The sequence below is a fragment of the Nocardia abscessus NBRC 100374 genome, assembly GCF_000308455.1.
Taxonomy (GTDB): Bacteria; Actinomycetota; Actinomycetes; order Mycobacteriales; family Mycobacteriaceae; genus Nocardia; species Nocardia abscessus.
In genome coordinates this window covers 12,598-32,676 of record NZ_BAFP01000080.1, presented here as the reverse complement: position 1 = coordinate 32,676, position 20,079 = coordinate 12,598, and the positions used below count along the sequence as shown (strand labels likewise).

Here is a 20,079-nt window from a genome sequence, read left to right as displayed (position 1 = left end):
CTGCACAGCCACCCACATCTTGCAAAAGTTGTGACGTGGAACATACGGCGGGCCCGGTTATGCGTCAATTACATTCGGTGTGCACAAAAGTAACTAAAGTTACCAACTAGTAGCTTGATCTTCCGCTCGATGATGTTGCCCAGGTGAAACATTCACTTTTGAAGGATTCACTTCAGAGCTGCTGATGCACCCGCTGCGCCCCGATCCGATCGATCCGGGCGCGTCCCCAGTCGCCCAGCGGGGCCAGCGCGGCGTTGAGCGCGACGCCGATCTCGGTCAGCCGGTACTCCACGCGCGGTGGCACTTCGCGGTAGACGGTCCGGCTGAGGATGCCGTCCTCCTCCAGCTCCCGCAGCTGCTGGATCAGCATCTTCTCCGAGACCCCCGGCAGTCCCTTACGCAACTCACCGAAGCGCCGGACGCCGTGGTTCTCCAGCTCCCAAAGGATCAGCGCCTTCCACTTCCCGCCCACGACATCCATCGCGGCGTCGATGCCGCAGAAGTATGGTCCCGATCGCTTCGCGCCCATGGTCAACCTCTCTAGCTGTTCACAAACCATTCGGTAAGTACCCGACAAAATAGTAGGTACTTGCCTCCACGCCGGGAACCAAGCAATCTTAGGTGCAGCGCGCTGACCAGGACTTTTCTCGACCCCAAGGAGTTGACCCCGCTATGGCGGAAACCACGAAGACCCCGGTGACCATCCTGGGACTCGGCGCGATGGGCCGAGCGCTGGCCGCGACCTTCCTGAAGGCCGGCCTGCAGACCACGGTCTGGAACCGCACCCCCGGCAAGGACGCCGAGCTCCGCGCGGCCGGAGCGATCGGCGCCGCGACAGTCGCCGAGGCGATCGGCGCCGACGGTCCGATCATCGCCGTACTGCTGGACCACGCATCGGTGCACGCCACCCTCGACCCGGTGGCCCACCGGCTCGCCGGACGTCAGCTGATCAACCTGACCAGCACCGCTCCCAACGAGGCCCGCGAACTCGCCGCCTGGGCGGCGCGGCACGACTGCCACTACCTCGACGGCGGAATCATGGCAGTGCCCCCGATGATCGGCCAGCCCGGCGCCTCCATCCTCTACAGCGGCTCACAGCAGGTCTTCGACGCTCACCGCGAAACCCTCGAATTGCTCGCCGCCGCCGAGTACTTCGGCGACGACGCGGGCTTCGCCTCGACCTACGACTTCGCCCTGCTCGCCGCTATGTACGCCATGTTCGGCGGCTTCCTGCACGGCGCGGCCATGATGCGCTCCGTCGGCGTCTCCGCCGACGAATTCGGCCGGCGAGCCGCGGCGTGGGTGAGCGCGATGACCCAGTCCTTGCCGCAGCAGGGGGCCGTCATCGACTCGGCGGCCTACACCGACCCGGTCCAATCCATCGCCTTCCACAAGGCTGCGCTCGACGCGATCAACCGCGCCAGCCGCGACGCGAACGTCACCCTCGATTTCGTGGCCCCCCTGAAAACCCTCCTCGACCGCCAGGTAGCGGATGGCCACGGCGCGCTCGGGTTCGAGCGCACCTTCGAAGAGCTTCTCTGACCCTGCGCGGGTCCGCGGCAAACTCCTGGTTTACCGGCAACTCGTTCTTGAACACATCTACAAACGCGAACGCGGGTGGTTGTGGCCGATACGGCTCCACAACCACCCGCGCGCGTAATGTCTGCGTTCGCGTTTGCCGCCCAGAACGTCGGAAATCACCATTGTTCGGGTGAGTCCTTCTGGTTTGGCAGATCACCTTGAGTTGCCCCGACTGCCCGGCGCCACCACGCCCAGACTGTGCCGACGCCGCGCAGTACGCCTCCAGCTATCAGTTTTCGGCACCGTCGCGCGGGTACCACGTGCACGTTGGGAACGGAAACGGACAAGGAATCGACCATGAGCAAACGATCGTTCAGTAAAGGCGACAAAGTCGAATGGGATAGCCACGGCAGCACCACGGAGGGCGAGGTAGAAGAAGTGATCACCTCCGACACCGAGGCGGCCGGCCGTACCGTCCGGGCATCCGAGCAAGATCCACAGTATCTCGTGCGCAGTGGGAAAAGCGGTCGTGATGCGGTGCACAAACCAGACGCTCTACGCCCCAAAGAGTGACATCGAAAGCGGGATCACCATGACGATGGACAAAGAAGACACCCGCACACAATTCGACGATATCGTCAATATGACGGCAAAAGAACTACGCCGGTGGCTCGACACCGACGAATCGAAGTCGGTGGGACAGAAACCGAAAGACGGCGGCGAATCGACCGGGCACGTCAGCGGACGACGCATCGTCGACATCCTCGAGAAAAACGAGTTGACCGACGATGACTACGAGCACATGCGCAAAGTCGTCGGCTACGCGCATCGCCACCTCGAACAACGTCCCTCCGGAGAAATCGAGAACAGTAAATGGCGATACTCGCTGATGAACTGGGGCCACGATCCGATGAAAAGCTGACGGTAGCGAACGGGATACGGTGGCGGACGTGGATACCTCGCCTTAACGGTTGAGCGTTCCGGCGATAGCTACGACGCTTGCTGCCTTCGGCAGGCGAGAGCGACGATAGCTGCCGCATCGGCGGCGGTATCGGACAGCGACTCCGCCTGTCTCCCCTCAATCACCCGCGCCAGCGAATATCGTGCAACTATCTCGTCTCGCCACGGTGAGACCGTCGGCACGGCGAAGCCAAAGAAGTTCTGCGTCCTCCCCGAGCCTCTGCGCCCGTGGGCCGGCGGTCGCCGTCGCGCGCGGAGTTGCAGCTCGCGCCGAGCGTAGTGGAGGGATGCGCGAGGCGTGTGGCGCTGGAAGCCCTCCACCGACCACAAACCCTTCACAGCTCCCCTTCCGACTCTCGAGAATCCGCAGGTCCAGCCGCGATTTGGTCCACGCGGAGTGATCCGATAATCTTGCTGAGCACACCGGTCCGGGTGGCGGAATGGCAGACGCGCTAGCTTGAGGTGCTAGTGCCCTTTATCGGGCGTGGGGGTTCAAGTCCCCCTCCGGACACGAAAAAACGCGCATTCAGTGCATCTATGCACTGAATGCGCGTTTTTTGTTGGGCCGGGTGCGCCTTTTCGCACCTGTTCGGTGCGTTCCTGCCCTGATCCAGGGCATAGGTGCCCTATTCGCGTGGTTGAGGTCGAGTCCGGACACGTGTGGGCAATCGGGAAGCTGTTGTCGGCATCCAGCCTGCACGGGGATGGGGCGACCGAGGTTTGTATCGGTTGACCAGGCTGTCAAGGGCCTGGATGCTGGAAGGAACGCTGCCTGTCGGAGGCGGCGCTGTGGGGGATTCATCCGATGATCTCGGCCGTTGAGGAGACGTGTGAACTGGCCAGTCGATTCTGGAATGTTCGGTGGCGCGAGCTCGCAGCGCTCCGATCCCGTCGCTGCCCAGCAGCCTGTGTTCCGCCCGTTCCGCAAGCCGGGACCACCCGCTGTGCCCGAGCACGCCCAGGCGATGTACTACTCGGTCACCACCATCGGCGGCAACGGGCGTTTATCGGATAGCTCGCGACTGAAAAAGCTTGGCTGGGAACCAAATCAGACCCTGGCGATCGAGACGACCGATGAGGTGATCGTCGTGACCGAGTGCAGCGACGGCCCCTATGCGGTGACATCCCAACATCATCTGCACCTGCCCGCCGAGGTCCGCCGCTCGTTCCGCATCCAGGCCGGGGACCGGCTACTGGCTGTCGCCGCACCCGAGCAACGGCTCCTGGCGCTGTACCCGCCCACCAGCCTGCATCTCATGCTGCACCGTCAACACCCACATCTGTGGACTCGACAACCATGACCTGGAAATTCCCTCACTCACGCAACTTCCGTGACCACTTGCACGCTCACCGCCCCGGCGACAGCTCGCCGCTCGGGGGACCGAACCGACGGCAGAGGTCAGCATGAACACCGACGAGCTACCTGAATCCCTACGACAAACCATCGAGCGACTGGAACTGATCGTGCTCCGCGGCGGGCACAGTCGGCAGCCCATGCCGACGGTGCGCGAGTACATCGCGCGGATATCCGCAACAGTGCCCGACGGCACCCGCAACACCTACAGCGGCTACTGGAGGGTGGTGGAACAGGCATGGGGCGACCGGCGCCTCAACGAGCCCACGACCGCAGAGATCATCGACCTGGTGAAGCAGCACCAAAGCCGCACCGCCCCCAGAATCAACGCAACCCAGGCCCGTGGCGCCGGCGGACTGATCGACGCCCTGCACTGCCTCTACCGCTACGCCGAGTACAACGGCCTGATCGACCCCTCGGACAACTCCGCTCGCAAAGTCGCCAGGCCGCCGCAGTCGCGCCGATCCAAACTTCCGCTGAGCATCGAGCAACTCCACGAACTCGCCGACGTCGCGGAAACAACAGGCAACGATCGAGAACTCGACGGACTCATCGTGCGCCTGCACATGGAAACAGCCTGTCACCGCCGCAGCCCACTACACCTGCACATCCACGACATCATCCGCGACGACTGCACCCTTCGCCTTCGCGAGGAATCAGGCGACCTGCGCTGGCAACCCATCTCCCCCCGCCTCCTGCAGCATCTGCTCGAACACATCGACGCCCGAGGCGGCTCCCGCACCACAACCCAGGTCCTGCGCGACCACACAGGCCAGCCAGTGACCGACCGCCGCTACGACAACCTCCACAGCCGATTCCGCAAGCATCTTCCCTGGGCTGCCGAACAACACGTCACCGTCACCCGAATTCGCTACACCACACTGAACTACGTGGAACGACAGTTCGGCAAAGCAGTCTCCCGCGCCTACGGCGGCCCCCACCGCCACACCGGCAGAAACACTCTCTCCCCTACAACCGCCCCGGCATCTACGACGTCGCCCGAGCGCTGCAATCCCTCACCGGAGAAGAACACCCCCTCGCACACGGCCCATTTCCTGGACTCTCCGCCAGATAGCAGCGGTCGGGCAGTGACCTCTGGGCGCTGGATGGCCGTCGAGGGTAATCCACGCGAGTTGGCTACCTCATGAGCCCGAAATATGGCTGATCGGAGTGTGTGCCGCAGCGCAAGCGACACCACCCTGGCCACCCTCTGCCCCACCGACCGTCGCCAGATCCGGTCTTGAGCCTCGGTTGCACACAGCAAGGGCGCCTCTGGGAGTTTCAGGGCGCCAACGGTCCTACAAATGGTGCTTGTGGGTCGACCGGCTGCTGCTTCTGGGCTTCACCGTTCGCTGCCGCAAGGTGGACGTGGGCGCTGTGGCGCATGTCGAATGGCCTGTCGGATCCTGCCCCACCGAGCGGTGAACTTGCGGCAGCGGATGCTGCGCGAGGCCCGGCGTGGCGTCGGCTAGAGCTAGAGGTCTACTTCGCTTAGCGAGTAGACCTGCGGCCCCGCCCTTCTGGCGGCCTCACCAAGGCTCATCGAATCCAGCAGGGTGTGCCAGTGCGCGCGCCAGCGCGCCCGGTTCGCGTCGTCGGAAAGAATGATGTCCGGCTTGACGGTCTCGTCCTTGAACGGCCACAGCGGCTTCTGACCTGATGCCAGGCACAATCGCGCGAGTATGACTCGTCGCACGATGTCTCGGGTCCGGTCGACGGCAAATCCGAGGCGGCGGAGAGACTCCTGCTCGCCGGTCTCGGCGGGAACGCAGGACATGCCGCGCAGGAACTTCCGCAGGCCATTGGTTGGTGAGTTCGCCACCGTGAACGACCTGATCCCTGTGGCTCGACCCGGACGGACCGACGGGTCGCGTCACACGGTCTGAGTCAGGTGCGAGCTCGGCTCCGACGATGTCGTCCACTCGTTGCTGTTCTCGTCGGTATTTCGCCCAATCATCGCCTGCGCTAGAGAAGCTCGACCTGACCGGGCTCGGGTAGCGTGTGTGGGCGTTCGTCCGTATACCAGGCGTACTCGATTCCGCTGAGCCAGCCGTGCTCGACCCATAATATGACTTCGCCGATCGGTGATCCGTTGTGGTTCGTGACGGCTCCGCTGGCGAAGATCCCGTCCGGCGAACCGGATGCTTGCACGGCGCCGGGCCGAACCGCCAGATCGACGCTGGGGGAACCGACACCCCACGTTGCGACGACCTGCGAATACGGCACCTGCGCCAGGTACTCGGCGGCGCCGGGGGCGTTCGACGACAGCAGTTTGGTGACGACGCTGGTTTCGAGGTCGGTCAACGCTCGCGGCGGAATCGGTGTACTACTCATCAATCTCCTCGGTTCTCGCGCTACATCATGGAATGTATGCGGTGCCGATTTTGAAGACACCGTCGATCATTGCGCCGCGAATATGGACGGTTTGGCCATTGATTGTGCGCACCAAAGGATTCGAGCCATTATACACACCGTCCGGAACGCCTTGAACGCTCTCGATGATCTTCGTCATCGTCGCTTCTTCGCCACCCAGTGACTTCACCAGTCCATCCAGTTTGTGCTTCGGCACGAAGACATGCTCCATTGCCTCTTTGTCGAGCGCGTAATCCAGCGAGCTCTTCAGCTTGTCGCGCGCGATCCTGGCGATATCGGCGGTGCGCTGTGCGAGGAGGTCGGCGATGCGCTGGAGCTCGGCGCGCCTGGCTGCGAGGTCGTCGCCGGTTTCGGTGACTTTGTCGACGAATTTGGCCGCGCGTTTGGCGGCCAGCACGCGGTCGACGTACTTCTTCATCTTCACCGCAAGCTTGCCCGCTTTGGCCGCGGCGATTGCGGCCGCGCCGAATCCCGCCGTCAACGCACCGGCGATTACACCGAGGACAACGGTCTCAGCAACCTCCTGAGCGAGGTCCTTGGCGAGATCGACCAGCAGCTGGCCCAGTTGTGTACGGAATTCCAGGATCGCGGAGCGGTGGGCGCGACAGGATTGCGCGAGGTCTTTGTAGAGGGTGAGCACACCCTCGGCGGACTTCTTCAGTTCCCGGATGTCCTCGTCGACATACGCGGCGTCGGGAGCGGTCTCGTTCTCGAATGTCTTCGCCAGCTGGTCCAGCAGGGCCGGCAGGTTGCCCACGCCCGATTCGGAGGCGAGCTTGTCCCACGCCTCAGCGGCAGTCTGCAGATCGTGCGGTTCCCCGTCGGGCATCGAAACGCCGAAATCCTCGAGAGCCGACACCGCGAACCCGACATCGTCGAACAGGCCACTGCCAGGCCCGCCTGCCGAGGGCGGCGGCACGAGACAGACTGACCAGGCCGGCGACAACTGTGCTGGTTGTCCCGGTTCCGGTCGGCCGGTGCCGGCAACGTAATCCGCGAGCGCGTGGTTGTAGCCGAGCTGGTTCAGGATCCCGGCGTAGTTGCCCATGGCGGTGACGAGGAGCTCGGTCATACTCATCGCCGTGGTGACGGTCGAATCGTAGGACGTGGCCCATGCCTTGGATTCGCCCACATTTCCGCCCATATTGGCGGTCTCGCTCAGCGCGGCGATCTGTGCGGAGAATGCCCGCTGGAACGTGGTTGCGTACGAATACAGTGACGTGCCAGCCAAGGAATACACCGCGGGATCGACTACCAAGGTCGTCATCAGGTGTTACGACCTGCCCAGCATCGAAAGGTTCGCGGAGATCGCGGCTGTGTATCGATCGTGGGCGTCGCGGACGGACTGACTCATGGTGTCGATGCCTTCGGCGACATCGGTTGCCCCGGTGTGCCATTCCCGGAAAGCCTGGGCCTGGGCGTCTGCGGCGGCACCGTTCCAGTTCTGCTGGACGGCTGAGATGCGTTGCTGCAGTCCGTCGAGGCTGTCGTTGAGGAATCCGATGAAACCCGAGATTCGGGCGACAATCTGTTCCAGCTCGTCGAGGTCGACGCGATAGGGCTGAGCGTTATCGACCATCACAACTCCGGAAGGTCCAGCGAACCGGTGAGCGTGACGGTGCTACCCGCCCGCGCCCGGTCCTGATCGTCGAGGGTCTTGCTCGTGACACCGAGCAGTTCGGCCAGGTCGGCCAAGGCGTCGAGAATGGTATCCGCGCCTTGCTTGGTTTCGGTCCACCCCGCGCTGAACGAGTCGGCGGAGGTGCCACGCCAATTGGAGAGCAGCGCTGCGATGTCCGTGTCGAGCGAAGTCAGGCCGTTGATGAGGGACTCGGCGACCTGCTGAACGTACCGACCTGCATCGGTGACTTCATCGGGCACCAGTGCGAAGTCGTTGGTGGTCGAGCCAGGTTGGCCAGTCATGCAGCAATCCTTGAACGTCGGTGCGGATCACGAGGTTGGACGCAGGTGGGTTCTATCTGGTTCCTCGGTGAGATTGTGACGTCAGTCGCAGTCTGGGGGCGGACAGGCATGGGTTCGGTCAACGGTGTTCGCGATACTCTCATGCCGCCCTGTCTCCTTGTCGAATAGGTGCTCGCGTCGGGTCACGACCTGGGTTGTGCCCTCGGGGAAGAGTTCGGCGAGATGCGAAGAAGCGAACTCTATTCCAGCGTAGAGGGTTTCATCCCGCGGGTGCGGTGCGAGCAGCTGCTGATCGGTTCGGGCTCGGTCGTAGTGCCGCCATCCGGAGCCCTGGATGCGACCGGTCTACTTGGCGAATGAGCCGATGCCACGCCAGAACTCAATCAGCCCTCCTAAGCGGAGAACGCTCAGCGCTTGGTCAACTACGACACAACGGAACACTCGCGACCAGGGCCGGAATCCTCCTGCCGTGGTGTTCCGTCGGCCGATCGGCTTAAGGAGCACCACACGGGTCGATTCCGAGCTGAGCGCTTCATGACAGCTTCGGGAGTTGGCCCATACCGCCGGACGTGGACGGTGGCCGAACCCTTTTCCGGCCTGGCCAGGTCTGACTTTCGTAGCCTCCTCCGCCATGCGGCGGACCCCAGTGAAAAGGACGAACGATATGACCAGCAGCACCGAGACCGCCGAGTTCGGCTCCTCTGCTCCACCGGCCGCCGGTGGCGCGATACTTGCGGCGCAACGCCGGTGGACACTCGCCTTGGCCGGTTTAGGAGCGTTTCTGTGCTCACTCGACGTCGTGGTGGTCGCCACCGCCCTGCCGACGTTGCAATCCGATCTGGGCGCGAGCCTGTCGGACCTCGAGTGGACCATCAACGCCTACAACCTCGCCTTCGCATGCCTGATGCTGACCGGAGCGGCCATGGGCGACCGGTTCGGCCGCCGCCGCATGTATGTCGTGGGCCTGATCGTGTTCAGCCTCGCCTCGGCTGCCTGCGCACTCTCTCCGGGCATCGGACTGTTGATCGTCGCCCGCGTTTTGCAAGGCGCCGGCGCCGCGGTGCTGCTTCCCCTGACGCTCACTCTGATCAGCGACGCCTTCCCCACCGAGAAGCGCGACCTCGCGATCGGTGTTTGGGGCGGGATCACCGGACTCGGTGTCGCCGGCGGACCCGTTCTGGGTGGCGCCATCACTGAAGGGATCTCCTGGCAATGGATTTTCTGGATCAACGTGCCCGTCGGACTGCTCATGATCCCCTTCGCCTCGACGCGACTGCGCGAAAGCCACGGTCCGCGAATGCATCTCGATATTGTGGGCTTGCTGCTGGTCGCGAGCGGCATGTTTGCGCTGACCTGGGCGCCGGTACGGGCGCCGTCGACGGGGTGGGGCAGTATCGAGGTGATTCTCGCACTGTGCGCTGGTGCAATACTTGTCATCGCGTTCGTGGCCTGGGAGCGTCGCGCGGCGCACCCGATGCTGCCGATAGCTTACTTCCGCCGCCGCGGTTTCTCCGCCGCCAACGCGGTGATCTTCTTCCAGTTCCTGTCCCTGCTGGGCGCGTTGTTTCTCATCACCCAGCTCTTCCAGACGGCGCTGGGTAACTCTCCGCTGGAGACCGGTCTACGCGTACTCGTCTGGACCGCGATGCCGATGCTCGCCGCACCCATCGCTGGAGCCTTGTCCGAGCGTTTCGGCCCCAAGCCATTCATGGGCGCCGGACTGATCTTGCAAGCTGCCGGGCTGGGCTGGCTGGCTGCGGTCACCGAACCGGAGGTGTCCTACACAGTGCTCGTCGCGCCGCTGGTCATCGCGGGCGCCGGCATCGGAATGATCTTCGCGACCACCGCCAGCGCCGCCACCGCCGCGGTCCCCGCCGACGACATCGGCATCGCCGCAGGCGTCAACACCGCACTGCGCGAACTCGGCGGAGTTTTCGGCGTGGCCATCCTGGCCGCAGTATTCGCCCACAACGGCAGCTACGCGACACCGGCCACATTCATCGACGGCTTCCGACCCGCAATAGGGATCGCTGCCGCCATACCGCTGCTGGGGGCTGCCGCCGCACTGTTCATGCTGGGCAGGCGGCCTGCCGCTGCTTTTCGCACCGGGAGGGGGACGGTGCACACGTCGGCGGACTGAATTCGGGCGACTGCATCGTTATTGCCCAGCACACGGCTCCGATCGTCACGGGACGATCGGAGCCGTGTTCCGATTAGCTGGGGCCGCCACACAGCCGACGACGGGGGCCAGGAAACGGCTGCCACACATACGATCGGGCAACGGGTCCGGGTACTGGTCAGTGCGGGTCCCGACCGAGGTAGGCGAGTAGTCGTTCGCCGGCGGTTGCCGACCAGGGTGCGGCGACGGGAGCGGCGAATTGCGGGAGTCTTTCCGTCTCGGGGACGATCAGCTCGACGAACGTGAGGATGTCGTCGGCCAGCCCGGGCGGGATCGGCCGACGGGTGCCGCATGATTGCGCAATGTCCCAACCATGTACCGCAATCTCGACCGCTCCGACATAGGCCAGGACATCAGCTCGCATTGCTCTGTCGCCGATGGCGACGACCCGGGAGTCATGATCGATCTGCGACCACATTCCACGCAGGTGAGCCGCACGATCGCGGAAACCTGCTACCGGATCGGCTCCAGCACCATCGGGTCTGCTGCCCGTTTCCGCCGCATCACCCCCGACACTCAGCCGCCCGTTCGAAGCGGCTTCGCACAGCGCGTCCAGCGAATCGTTGAGATGGTCCAGTAGCGTCCGCAGGTCCCATCCAGGGCATGGTGTCGCCCGCGCAAGATGCGCAGGGCGCACGGCCGCGATGCTGCCCAGCGTATAATTGATCGCCCGTTCCAGCAGACCTGCGGCGTCGATGCCGGCAATTCTCGTCCGAGTCATGACCGTGCTGCCGCGGAGATGGCCGCAGCAGACACCCGCGCCGGCAAACCGAAGGACGGGAACACCTCGGCGGTCAGGAACACAACAATGCGAGCGATCCCGCGTTCGGTGACGGACAGCACGTGTACGCCGTGGGCGTAGTAGTCGCCATCGAGGTCGCGCTTGTACGCCGCGGCAGCCGGTTGCCCGTTCGCCGACGTAGGCGTCATCCACAGCTCACCCGGAGCACGGAAAATTCGGGATCGCGCAAAATCGGCGACAGCCCGCCGACCCGCGAACCAGGTCGAGAACGGTGGCATCTCGAGCACCGCATCGTCGGCCAGCAGCCGAGTCAACGTCTCGACATCGGCTCTCTCGAACGCCTGCACATACTGTTCGAGCAGTGTCCGCGCGACCGGATCCTGCGGCTCCAGCAGTTCCTCGTCAGCCGTGCTCACCTGAGTCAACTGGGTGCGTGCACGCCGCAAGACGCTCTTCACCGCCGATTCCGTGACACCGAGCAGCTCGGCCACCTCGCGCGCCCGCCAACCCAGAACGTCTCGCAAAATCAGCACCGCTCGCTGTCGCGCCGGCAGATGCTGCAACGCGGCAACGAACGCCAATCGGACACTCGCCCGCGACACCACCACCGCAGCGGGATCGGCGGCATCGGAAGTGCCCTGAGCCACCAGGGCATCCGGAATCGGCTCCAACCACATGCCGTCGACCCGGCGCAGTGTCACCTCGCTGTTTGTCGTCCGGACCGGATCGGTCAGGCCGGACGGCAGCGGCCGACGGCCGCGGTTTTCCAACGCCGACAGGCAGGCGTTCGTCGCGATGCGATACAGCCAGGTACGCAGCGAAGACCGTCCCTCGAATCCGGAATACGAACGCCACGCACGCAAATAGGTTTCCTGGACTAGGTCTTCGGCCTCGTCTACCGTGCCCAGCGGCCGATAACAATGGGCCAGCAACTCCCTGCGGAACGGGTCGGCCCTCCGGACAAACTCGTCATCATCACTAACCAGCTCCTCACGATCCGACACCACAACCTCCAGCTTCCAGCCGCTCGACGCAGCAGCTACCACCCGCCGCTCCGGTCCCTACGCCGGGAATCACGGCATGTTTCCTCGACGACCTTCCGGACCGTCTACAGATACAGACCGGACGACTCACCGAAAGGGACCGCTGCACGCGCACCCTTCTCGACGTAACTCCGGTCTGTCTTCACATGAGCCGAGACCGCGCAACGCCATCGCCACCGCACTGATCGCAGCGAGGGCCGACGTTGTCGGCGTCGCCCGCACCCCTGACGATCTGAACTGACTACGAGACGAAATCGGCGACGCCTTCATTCCCGCTGCCGCAGACGCCACCGCACCAGCGTGATCACCATCTCCAGCGGAGCCGCGCAAGCCGGCGGCGGTTCGACAGCGCCGACGCGGCCGGGAATCGCGGCCATGCGGGCGCGCTTCTCTGCACCATGGGGTCAATGCAGGGATCAGCAGTTCCTGACGGGTATCGCTGACCAGCCCCACGGGGTTCTCCGGCGTTTCGCGCGCACGCGCGTGCGGCAGCCACCAGAGGTCTCTTCCGCCACGGCGGGGGCTGATCAGCGCTCCCGCTTCTTGGCCGACGGCCCCGGAGGGGGCATGAACCCCCCGAGTTGACGAGACCGCCGCGAAGGAATACTCCCCTCCACTTGCCTCACCAGGATCGCATACAGCCGCCTTCTCTGGGGAGCGCCCCGAGCGAGGTTTCGCGCAACTGACCCCCTTGGTGGTTGGCTGTACCGCCAATGCTTCTCAGCCCCCTCGGCCCGGCACTACGGTACGGCTGCCCTAGAGGTCGATCGAACGACGGAGTGTGCGCGAGGGCGGGGGGAGCACCTGATATGAACGTGCGGGTGGAACGGAAGAAGTTGCTGGAGCCGACCCTGACGGAGTTGCCGCACGGGCCGCATGGTCTGGCTCGTGATCTGGTGACCGGGTCGCAGCGGCAGCGGCTCTTGTTCGGGGTGACGGTCGTCGTCGCGGACCGCGGCTATCCGAATGTGACGGTCGCGGATATCGCTGCGGCGGCGAAGGTTTCGCGCCGGACGTTCTATCAGCACTTTCCGGACAAGGAGGCATGTTTCCTCGCCGCGGCCGAGACGGGTCGCGATTTGATGATCGAGCATCTCGAGCAGGTGATGAGGCAGGTATTCGCCGAACCGGTGGAGCCGTTCGAGGCTCTTCAGCGCGGCATTCGCGAATATCTCACTCTGTTGCGTGACGAACCGTCGTTTGCCCGCTCGTTCTATCTGGAGACCGCCGTGGCCGGGTCACGCGCGATCGAGTCGTTCGGGCGATGCCAACGCTGGTTCGCCGGGTTCATCCGATCGTGGCGGGAAGCGGCAGGCCCCGTTGGTCCACCGGTTCCCGATTACGCGTATCTGGCGGTGACCGATGCGACCAACGAGGCCGTTCGCCGAACCCTGCGTGCCGGAGGTGACTTGCTCGAGCTCGAGGACACCGTGATGTACATTCACCGCGCGCTGCTCGGGCTGGCCATGCCTGTCGACTAGGACACGACTGTGTCGCCTGGCCCGGTGAGGTCGCAGGATGCATCGTCGCTGGTGTTGCTGCCTTCCGAGACGATCCTCGCGAACACCTTCGCGCAGTTGGCCACAGGGGTACCGGACGTATTCGCCGTGATTGTGGAGTTCCGCAAGATGACGGTGCCGATCGGAGCATCGACTCGATCGGTCACCTGGCGCGGAAGGGTGTCGAGGTAGGCCGGTGCCACGTTGATGCCGCCGCCGGCGTCCGAGGCGGTGTTTCCGGTGATCGTCGCACGATCGAAAGTCACCACGCCCCGGCCCCGGACGTCTACGCCGCCGCCGCGTCCGGCGAATCCACCAGGGCGGTACCACTCTCCGGGATTGATCACGCGGTTGTCGGAGATCGTGGAGTCGGTGAAGGTACAGGTGTTATCGCACCGCACACCTCCCGCCTCGCCGGATGTATTGCCGGTGATGGTCGTGTTCTTCGTCTGTAAATCCGACCCCGGCACGTTGAAGATTCCGCCGCCGTACCCAGCGCTGTTGCCCCGAACCAGAACGTCGTCGAGTACGAGGTTCGACGAATTGGAAATCCCGCCCCCGCCGGTGTCGTAGAACGGAATCTCGTGTTGGGCGGTGACTCCGCCGGTCACAGTCAATCCCGCCACCGTTACGGGCGCGGCAATACTGAGCACCCTGTCGATCCCGTTGGCATCCAGCACTGTCCGATCGCGGCCTGCGCCACGCAACACTGTCGCCGCGGTGAGATTCAGATCGCCGGTGGCCGCATCTGGGTTGCGACCCTGCACTTTCGATGGGTCGGGAGCGATCGTCAAAATGTACCGTCCCGCGGGCACCACGATCGTGCTGCCAGGGCGGGAATTGGCCGTCTGCACCGCGGCCCGCAGTGTGCAGGTGCCAGCGACCGTGCGGCACTGCCCGGGGTCGGCCGCGACGCCGTCGTCCGTGGTGTCCACAGTGATCACCCCTGGTGAACCCGCACCGGGCGGGTTGTCGGCGTAGGCCGCTCCGGGGAATCCGCCTGCGGTGCCAACGACTAAGGCTGTGATAGCGACGGCCCCGGCCGCCGCGGCAGATGTGCTCGTCTTCATGAAGTCTCTTATCCAATTCACGAACATGGAGTAGGGTACACCCGCGTATAAGTGTGGTACGCAAGCGTTTACAACTATGTCGCAAGCGACGCCGCATCGCTGCGTTTCCGAGAATCCCGTGGGCAGTTACCGATTCACCGCAGGCGTGGCAGCCGGTGGCCGCGGTGGCTCTGTACCCGGTGCCGTGCCGCTCGCTGTTATGCGCCGTCGCGGGTGGTGTTGTCCGGCCGGTTTCGCAGCCGGTCTCCAGGTAGGCTGCGGCGCGGGCGAGGCGCTCGGTCGGCCAGCGGGCCGGATCCTCCATGCTGGTGATCATCGCGCCGCGGGTGATCAGGTAGAGCAGATCTGCCGCCATATCGGGGTCGTCGGTGTCGTCGGCCCGTGCGGCCTCGGCCATTTGCCGATGCAGGATCTCCAGCTCGCGTCGTACGTTGGCGAGCCGATGCTCATCGGGTCGGTGTTCGGCCACTACCCGATCGAGCAGCCCGGCCTGCGGCAAATGCAGGACACCATCGCCGACTTCGTCACGTCGAGCACTTCTTCACACTCTCAGTAGCCGAAAGGTACTGGGATGCTGCGTGAATCGACTGGTCGCAGGTCGGTCGCAACTATTCCGCTGTGCGGCGGTTGGGGAGGTTCGGCGAGCGGGTGAGCCGGAGGTTGCATCGTTCGGCGTTGTTGCTGGCGGTGCTGCTGGCCGCAGTTGGTGGACTGCTGATCGCGGGGATCGTCTGGTGGCTGCTGTGGTTGTTCCTCGGGGCGAAGGCGGAGACGCCGAATCAGGTGGATCTCACCAAGATCGCGTTGACGGTGACCGCGGGAGTCGGTGGTGCCGTCGCACTCGTGGTGTCCTATCGCAAGCAGCGCGATCAGGAGCGCGCACGCTTCGCGGAGCTGTTCGGTGCCGCAGCAAAACAGCTCGGTGATCCGGATGTGGCGGTGCGCATCGCCGGAGTGTACGCGATGGCCGGTGTCGCCGACGAATTCGGTGCACCCGGCAGGCGGCAGCAGTGCATCGATGTGCTGTGTGGATACCTGCGCCTGCCGTACGAACCGGACGCCGGGGCCGATCACCTGGTATCCCGGTCCGAGTCCAGCGAGGTCAACGGCGTTGCGGTGGAGCGGCGCTATCAATTCCGGCAGAACGATCGCGAGGTGCGCCGTGCGATCATCGACGTGATCGTCGCCCACGTCCGCCCGTCGGCGGAAACGTCGTGGTCGGAACGTGATTTCGACTTCGCCGACGCAATATTGGAGGATGCCGATTTCCGATATGCGGTGTTCTCCGGGGAGCGCACGTATTTCGCGCGGGCGGTGTTCATCGGATCCCGTGCGACCACATTCGAATACGCGAAGTTCACCGGGAGGTATGTTTCCTTCCGTGACACACTCTTCCGCGGCGTGCGCACACTGTTCGATGATGTGACATTCGCGCTCAGGGACTCGGCACGTACCGAGATACGCGGAGCGGGCCTCAAGTTCGACGGTGCGATCTTCAGCTCACCGGTCTCGTTCCACCGATCGGTCTTCCGCGGTTCGGCGGTCTGGTTTCGTGGCACGACATTCCGCGGTGAGCGCACGTCGTTCACCGAAGCCAGGTTCCTCGCCGAGCGTGTCGAGTTCGGCGCGGCGACCTTCGAGGGAGCGCAAGTCGACTTCGACAGGGCGATATTCGGCGGATCGCACATCGATATCAGCGCGGTCCTGTTCCATGCCGCGTCCACCTCCTTCGCGCAGGCATCTTTCGGCAATCCGGGTGGGCGGTTGCGCCGTTTCGGCAGCGCTACCGGCAGCGTCCGCTTCGACGGCGCCGAATTCCACGGCGATGTCTCATTCGCCCACGCACGGCTCGGCGGGCGTGAGGTGAGCTTCCGGGGAGGTGACTTCTTCGGCGCGGTCACCTTCGCGGGCACCCGCTTCCAGGCCAGGGAGGTGCGGTTCGACCGGCCGAAGGCATGGCTCGGCGTCACGTTCGACTGGGACGGACAGCCCGGCGGCAAACCGGCGAGCGTCAAACCCGACGAGTGGCCGCCCGCTCCCGCCGAACCGTCCGGATGATCGTTCCGTGCCGCGAGGTCTTCGGTGAGCGACCGGCCGCGGAGTTGCCCGTTGAGGAGATCGCCGAGCGTACGCGAGTAGCCGTCGGCTCCCTTTCGGCTCCAAGGCAGTACACGCCGCCGTCGTCGAACCCCGCCAACCAGCGAGCAGTAAGACACGTGCAGCTGTCGCACATCCCGCTGCGGTGGGCCGTGGCAGCCACCGATCAGGTTCCCAGCAGCTTCTCCGCCTCCGGCACGGCCAGTAGTGGTGTGAACTCCATGACCTCGTGCGTTGCGACGCCGTGGACAACGTACGGATCGGTGGCGAGGATCGTGTCGAGCTGCTCGCGCGGCATGGCCGCGGTGAGGTAGACGCCGCCCACCAGTGGTACGCGGCGTCCCGCCAGGACCAGCCGCCGGTCGGCGATGAGTTGCTTCAATCAGTCACCGTGGGCGGGGCGCAAGGGGTCCACGTCGGTCAAAGGAGCGGTGTAAGTGACCGTCACGACGAACATGGACAAACGCTAGCGCCCGGGCCTCGGTCGAGCAGCGTCGAGGCCTAGTACTGCAACGGCACTCGGTTCGAGTATCGTGCCTGCGTGGTCGTGGATGTTGTTGCAGCGGAGTTGGATTCGCTGTGTGCTCGGATCGGGGGCCGGTTCACCCGGTCGGAGCCGCGGGGGCGGGTGCGGGAGTATGTGACCGGACTGGTGGCCGGGCTGGAGCGTAAGAACGGGTGGACGTTGGCCGAGCGGGCCGGTGAGGTGAGTCCGGACGGGATGCAGCGGTTGTTGCGGTGGGCGGATTGGGATATCGACGGTGTCCGTGACGATGTTCGCGCCTATGTGGCCGAACGACTCGGTGGCCAGGACGCGGTACTGATCGCCGATGACACCGGGTTCCTGAAGAAGGGCGTGAAATCGGCTGGGGTGCAACGCCAGTACTCTGGCACGGCTGGGCGCACGGAGAACTGCCAGATCGGAGTATTTCTGGCGTATGCGTCTGCGCGCGGGCACGCGCTGGTGGATCGGGAGTTGTATCTGCCCGAATCATGGACCGAAGACCGTTCTCGTTGTCGGGCCGCCGGGATCCCCGATGCGGTGGAGTTCGCGACCAAGCCGCGGCTGGTGATCGCGATGCTCGCCCGGGCCTTGGCCGCGAAGGTGCCGTTTGGTTGGTTCACCGCTGATGAAGCCTATGGTGCGGTGAAGTATCTGCGGTTCTGGCTCGAACAGCACGATATCGCCCACGTGCTGGCCACCCGCCGAAACCGGCCAGGGCGTGGCAGCGGATCTCTGCCGGTGCCGGGGCACATGGGCCACGCGACTACGACTGGGCCCGTGTCCCTATCCGTGTTCTCTGGGAACCCGGGCGCGGACACTGGCTACTGGCACGACGCAGCATCTCCAACCCTGCCGAAATCGCGTACTACGTCTGCTACGGACCACGCCGGTCCACGATCGCCGATCTGGCGTGGATCGCCGGGGCTCGATGGCGCATCGAGGAGTGTTTCCAGCAGGCCAAGAACGAAGCCGGCCTCGACCACTACCAGGTCCGCAGCTGGCGGGCCTGGTATGCCCACATCACCTTGTCCATGCTCGCTCTGGCCTGGCTCACAGGATCCAAAGCCGTTGCCATAAAAGGGGAATCAGCGACCGCGATCAAGACATGATCGCCCTCACGCTACCGGAGATCCGGCGCCTGACGATCGCCCTGGCCCTACCGGCCCTACGCTGCGCCAGTACGGTCTGGGCGTGGTCGAACTGGCGACGCCGACGACAACACCAGGCCCGCCTATCCCACTACCGCCAACGGGGACACCCACTCACCTGAGTGCCGTTGCAGTACTAGGGCCTGTATCGCAGTGCTCGGCAGTGGGTCGGCTGATGGCCGGCCCGGCTGTCATTCGTGGCGGAGCCATTGGTTGATGGCGGCGATGTGGATGGTCGCCAGATAGCGGACGGCGAGTTTGTCGAAGCGGGTGGCGACTGCACGAGGTGGTTGAGTTGGTTGATGCGGCGTTCGACGGTGTTGCGGTCGCGGTAGATCACCGGGTCGAACGCCGGCGGCCGTCCACCGGCGCGGCCGCGGGCCCGGCGGTGACCGGCCTGGTCGGACGGCACCGGGATCGTGGCTTTGATCCCGCGCCGACGCAGCCAGGTGCGGTTGCCGCGACTGGAATAGGCCTTGTCGAACTACGACAGATAACAGCGATTGACTGGCTATAGAACGTGTGGCGACGTTTTCCAGCAGCGACCCGAAAGCGTATCGGTCGACGCGTACGAGGCCAACATCCGCGCCGCTCTGCGTGCGCTCGAAACCCGCGCACAGACACTGGCCGTGCTCGCAGCCCCGCCGATCGGGTGGCCGCCCGGCATCGACACCGCCGCGGTCAACGCCGAACTCGCCGATACAACGAACGCGCCCGCCGCGCCGCCCTCGACGTCGATGTGTGCTTCATCGACGTGTGGGACCGGTTCATGACAACATCAATGGCGTTGGGGTGGGCTCGGCGTTCCCGCGGCTGCGGGGGCGTCGGCCACGCCGTGGCGTGCCGACGGAGTGCACCTGCTCTCTACAGAGCAATGGGCATTCGGCTCGTGGGGTGACCGCGGCAACCGTCGCGGGCTGCGTGTGGCCGCCCTCGGCATTCCTCCTGGCGATCACCCGGGGCACTTTGTGCCCGAGGAGTTATGCCGACGGTGCCGTTCCAGAGCGTGGCCTGCACACTTTCCTGGACAGCCCCCGAACCGCCGGGCTTGGGAGAACCTGCCTAGGGGCAGGAGGGGAGTGCCCTGTCGATACTCAGCGTGGCAATCAGATCTTCGTGCAGTTCGAACCAGACTCGGTGGGCGGAATCGTGTTTGGTGCCGGTCACCATCTCGGGATTGTCGGCGGCCAGGGAGAGTGCCGCGGCGAACCGAGTGTCGTAACCGGAGAACCGCGCGAGTCGTTCGGTGAGCTGAATCGTCAGCGGAACTAATTCCTCTGCGAGGCTTTCCAGTTCGGCCAGGATCGGCCGGTCCCGCTGCGCGTCGCCGTGGTCGTTGTCCCTCATGCTGCCATCGGGCAGGATGGTCAGCTGCCAGGCCGTGCAAGCCTGCACCAACCGTGCGTTGAGCGGGAGAAACTCGCGATAGACGTCTTCCACGAACGCTTTTGCCCCACACTCGGAAAGCTCGTCGGCGAGTAGCCGCTCGTTCTCCGCACGCCCGCTCTCGGTGAGCGACCACCCTGCGTCCGCCCCGAAACGGAAGCGGCTGATCCAACCACACTCTCGGAAGTCCCGCACGTGCGACTCGGCGAGGCCGACAGGCATTCCATATCTGTCGGCCACTGCCTGCGTATCAATGAACCCTCCGAGGCGGATTGCGTG

20 protein-coding genes, 1 tRNA gene and 1 pseudogene are annotated in these 20,079 nt (G+C 64.7%); 11 read left to right on the top strand and 11 right to left on the bottom strand.

Annotation, left to right across the window (positions count from 1 at the left end):
* Positions 1-172: 172 nt before the first annotated feature.
* Positions 173-529 carry a winged helix-turn-helix transcriptional regulator gene (locus ON19_RS15285; RefSeq protein WP_043692038.1) on the bottom strand — a complete coding sequence of 119 codons (357 nt, stop codon included), beginning with the start codon at positions 527-529 and terminating at the stop codon, positions 173-175.
* Positions 530-672: 143 nt separating this feature from the next.
* Here ON19_RS15285 and ON19_RS15280 point away from each other — a divergent pair, with 143 nt between their 5' ends.
* From ON19_RS15280 to ON19_RS15260, 6 genes are all read left to right on the top strand, one after another.
* A complete protein-coding gene (locus tag ON19_RS15280; protein WP_043692036.1) occupies positions 673-1,542 on the top strand; it encodes an NAD(P)-dependent oxidoreductase in 870 nt (289 codons plus the stop codon).
* A 336-nt stretch (positions 1,543-1,878) separates the two neighbouring features.
* Positions 1,879-2,094, top strand: coding sequence for a hypervirulence associated TUDOR domain-containing protein (locus tag ON19_RS40295; protein WP_083899399.1), 216 nt, complete (start codon positions 1,879-1,881; stop codon positions 2,092-2,094).
* 19 nt (positions 2,095-2,113) lie between these two features.
* Positions 2,114-2,443: a DUF3140 domain-containing protein gene (locus ON19_RS15275; protein WP_043692034.1), complete on the top strand. Its 330-nt coding sequence runs from the start codon at positions 2,114-2,116 to the stop codon at positions 2,441-2,443.
* A gap of 464 nt (positions 2,444-2,907) precedes the next feature.
* Positions 2,908-2,992: transfer RNA gene (locus ON19_RS15270), tRNA-Leu, on the top strand.
* Between the two features lie 343 nt (positions 2,993-3,335).
* Positions 3,336-3,782 (top strand): hypothetical protein, encoded by a 447-nt coding sequence (locus tag ON19_RS40290; RefSeq protein WP_051168909.1) that lies wholly within the window; start codon positions 3,336-3,338, stop codon positions 3,780-3,782.
* 103 nt (positions 3,783-3,885) lie between these two features.
* Positions 3,886-4,983, top strand: coding sequence for a site-specific integrase (locus tag ON19_RS15260; RefSeq protein ID WP_051168908.1), 1,098 nt, complete (start codon positions 3,886-3,888; stop codon positions 4,981-4,983).
* A 326-nt stretch (positions 4,984-5,309) separates the two neighbouring features.
* Here the strand turns inward: ON19_RS15260 and ON19_RS15255 are convergent, their stop codons facing one another.
* The 5 genes from ON19_RS15255 to ON19_RS15235 all read right to left on the bottom strand — a co-directional run bounded on the left by ON19_RS15255 (position 5,310) and on the right by ON19_RS15235 (position 8,131).
* Positions 5,310-5,657 carry a hypothetical protein gene (locus tag ON19_RS15255; RefSeq protein WP_043692030.1) on the bottom strand — a complete coding sequence of 116 codons (348 nt, stop codon included), beginning with the start codon at positions 5,655-5,657 and terminating at the stop codon, positions 5,310-5,312.
* Positions 5,658-5,800: 143 nt separating this feature from the next.
* A complete protein-coding gene (locus ON19_RS15250) occupies positions 5,801-6,169 on the bottom strand; it encodes a hypothetical protein (RefSeq protein ID WP_043692028.1) in 369 nt (122 codons plus the stop codon).
* A gap of 25 nt (positions 6,170-6,194) precedes the next feature.
* On the bottom strand, positions 6,195-7,475 hold the full coding sequence (locus tag ON19_RS15245) for a hypothetical protein (protein ID WP_043692016.1): 1,281 nt from the start codon (positions 7,473-7,475) through the stop codon (positions 6,195-6,197).
* A gap of 6 nt (positions 7,476-7,481) precedes the next feature.
* Positions 7,482-7,787, bottom strand: coding sequence for a WXG100 family type VII secretion target (locus tag ON19_RS15240; RefSeq protein WP_043692012.1), 306 nt, complete (start codon positions 7,785-7,787; stop codon positions 7,482-7,484).
* Complete coding sequence (locus ON19_RS15235; protein ID WP_043691992.1) at positions 7,787-8,131, bottom strand: WXG100 family type VII secretion target; 345 nt, start codon at positions 8,129-8,131, stop codon at positions 7,787-7,789. The genes ON19_RS15240 and ON19_RS15235 overlap by 1 nt, the downstream gene beginning before the upstream one ends.
* A 664-nt stretch (positions 8,132-8,795) precedes the next feature.
* Here ON19_RS15235 and ON19_RS15225 point away from each other — a divergent pair.
* Positions 8,796-10,271 carry an MFS transporter gene (locus ON19_RS15225; RefSeq protein ID WP_083899398.1) on the top strand — a complete coding sequence of 492 codons (1,476 nt, stop codon included), beginning with the start codon at positions 8,796-8,798 and terminating at the stop codon, positions 10,269-10,271.
* A gap of 157 nt (positions 10,272-10,428) precedes the next feature.
* Here the strand turns inward: ON19_RS15225 and ON19_RS39745 are convergent, their stop codons facing one another.
* Together ON19_RS39745 and ON19_RS15215 are read right to left on the bottom strand one after the other, a co-directional pair.
* A complete protein-coding gene (locus tag ON19_RS39745) occupies positions 10,429-11,031 on the bottom strand; it encodes a TIGR03086 family metal-binding protein (protein ID WP_063709434.1) in 603 nt (200 codons plus the stop codon).
* Complete coding sequence (locus ON19_RS15215) at positions 11,028-12,056, bottom strand: sigma-70 family RNA polymerase sigma factor (protein ID WP_063709439.1); 1,029 nt, start codon at positions 12,054-12,056, stop codon at positions 11,028-11,030. The genes ON19_RS39745 and ON19_RS15215 overlap by 4 nt, the downstream gene beginning before the upstream one ends.
* A gap of 752 nt (positions 12,057-12,808) precedes the next feature.
* Here ON19_RS15215 and ON19_RS38930 point away from each other — a divergent pair.
* Positions 12,809-13,576, top strand: coding sequence for a TetR/AcrR family transcriptional regulator (locus tag ON19_RS38930; protein WP_083899396.1), 768 nt, complete (start codon positions 12,809-12,811; stop codon positions 13,574-13,576).
* Here ON19_RS38930 and ON19_RS15205 read toward each other — a convergent pair.
* The gene (locus ON19_RS15205) at positions 13,573-14,529 is read right to left on the bottom strand and encodes a right-handed parallel beta-helix repeat-containing protein (RefSeq protein ID WP_157229716.1); all 957 of its coding nucleotides are present in this window, start codon (positions 14,527-14,529) and stop codon (positions 13,573-13,575) included. The genes ON19_RS38930 and ON19_RS15205 overlap by 4 nt on opposite strands.
* Positions 14,530-14,740: 211 nt before the next feature.
* On the opposite strand from ON19_RS15205, the gene ON19_RS41895 reads away from it, so the two are divergent.
* On the top strand, positions 14,741-15,220 hold the full coding sequence (locus ON19_RS41895) for a hypothetical protein (protein ID WP_157229715.1): 480 nt from the start codon (positions 14,741-14,743) through the stop codon (positions 15,218-15,220).
* 92 nt (positions 15,221-15,312) lie between these two features.
* Positions 15,313-16,722 (top strand): pentapeptide repeat-containing protein, encoded by a 1,410-nt coding sequence (locus tag ON19_RS15200; RefSeq protein WP_086006648.1) that lies wholly within the window; start codon positions 15,313-15,315, stop codon positions 16,720-16,722.
* Between the two features lie 205 nt (positions 16,723-16,927).
* Here the strand turns inward: ON19_RS15200 and ON19_RS15195 are convergent, their stop codons facing one another.
* Positions 16,928-17,143 carry a YciI family protein gene (locus tag ON19_RS15195; RefSeq protein ID WP_051168903.1) on the bottom strand — a complete coding sequence of 72 codons (216 nt, stop codon included), beginning with the start codon at positions 17,141-17,143 and terminating at the stop codon, positions 16,928-16,930.
* 159 nt (positions 17,144-17,302) lie between these two features.
* Here ON19_RS15195 and ON19_RS40285 point away from each other — a divergent pair.
* Positions 17,303-18,375, top strand: a pseudogene (locus ON19_RS40285) (IS701 family transposase).
* Positions 18,376-19,476: 1,101 nt separating this feature from the next.
* Here the strand turns inward: ON19_RS40285 and ON19_RS15190 are convergent.
* On the bottom strand, positions 19,477-20,022 hold the full coding sequence (locus ON19_RS15190) for a hypothetical protein (RefSeq protein ID WP_218006422.1): 546 nt from the start codon (positions 20,020-20,022) through the stop codon (positions 19,477-19,479).
* Positions 20,023-20,079 lie beyond the last annotated feature (57 nt).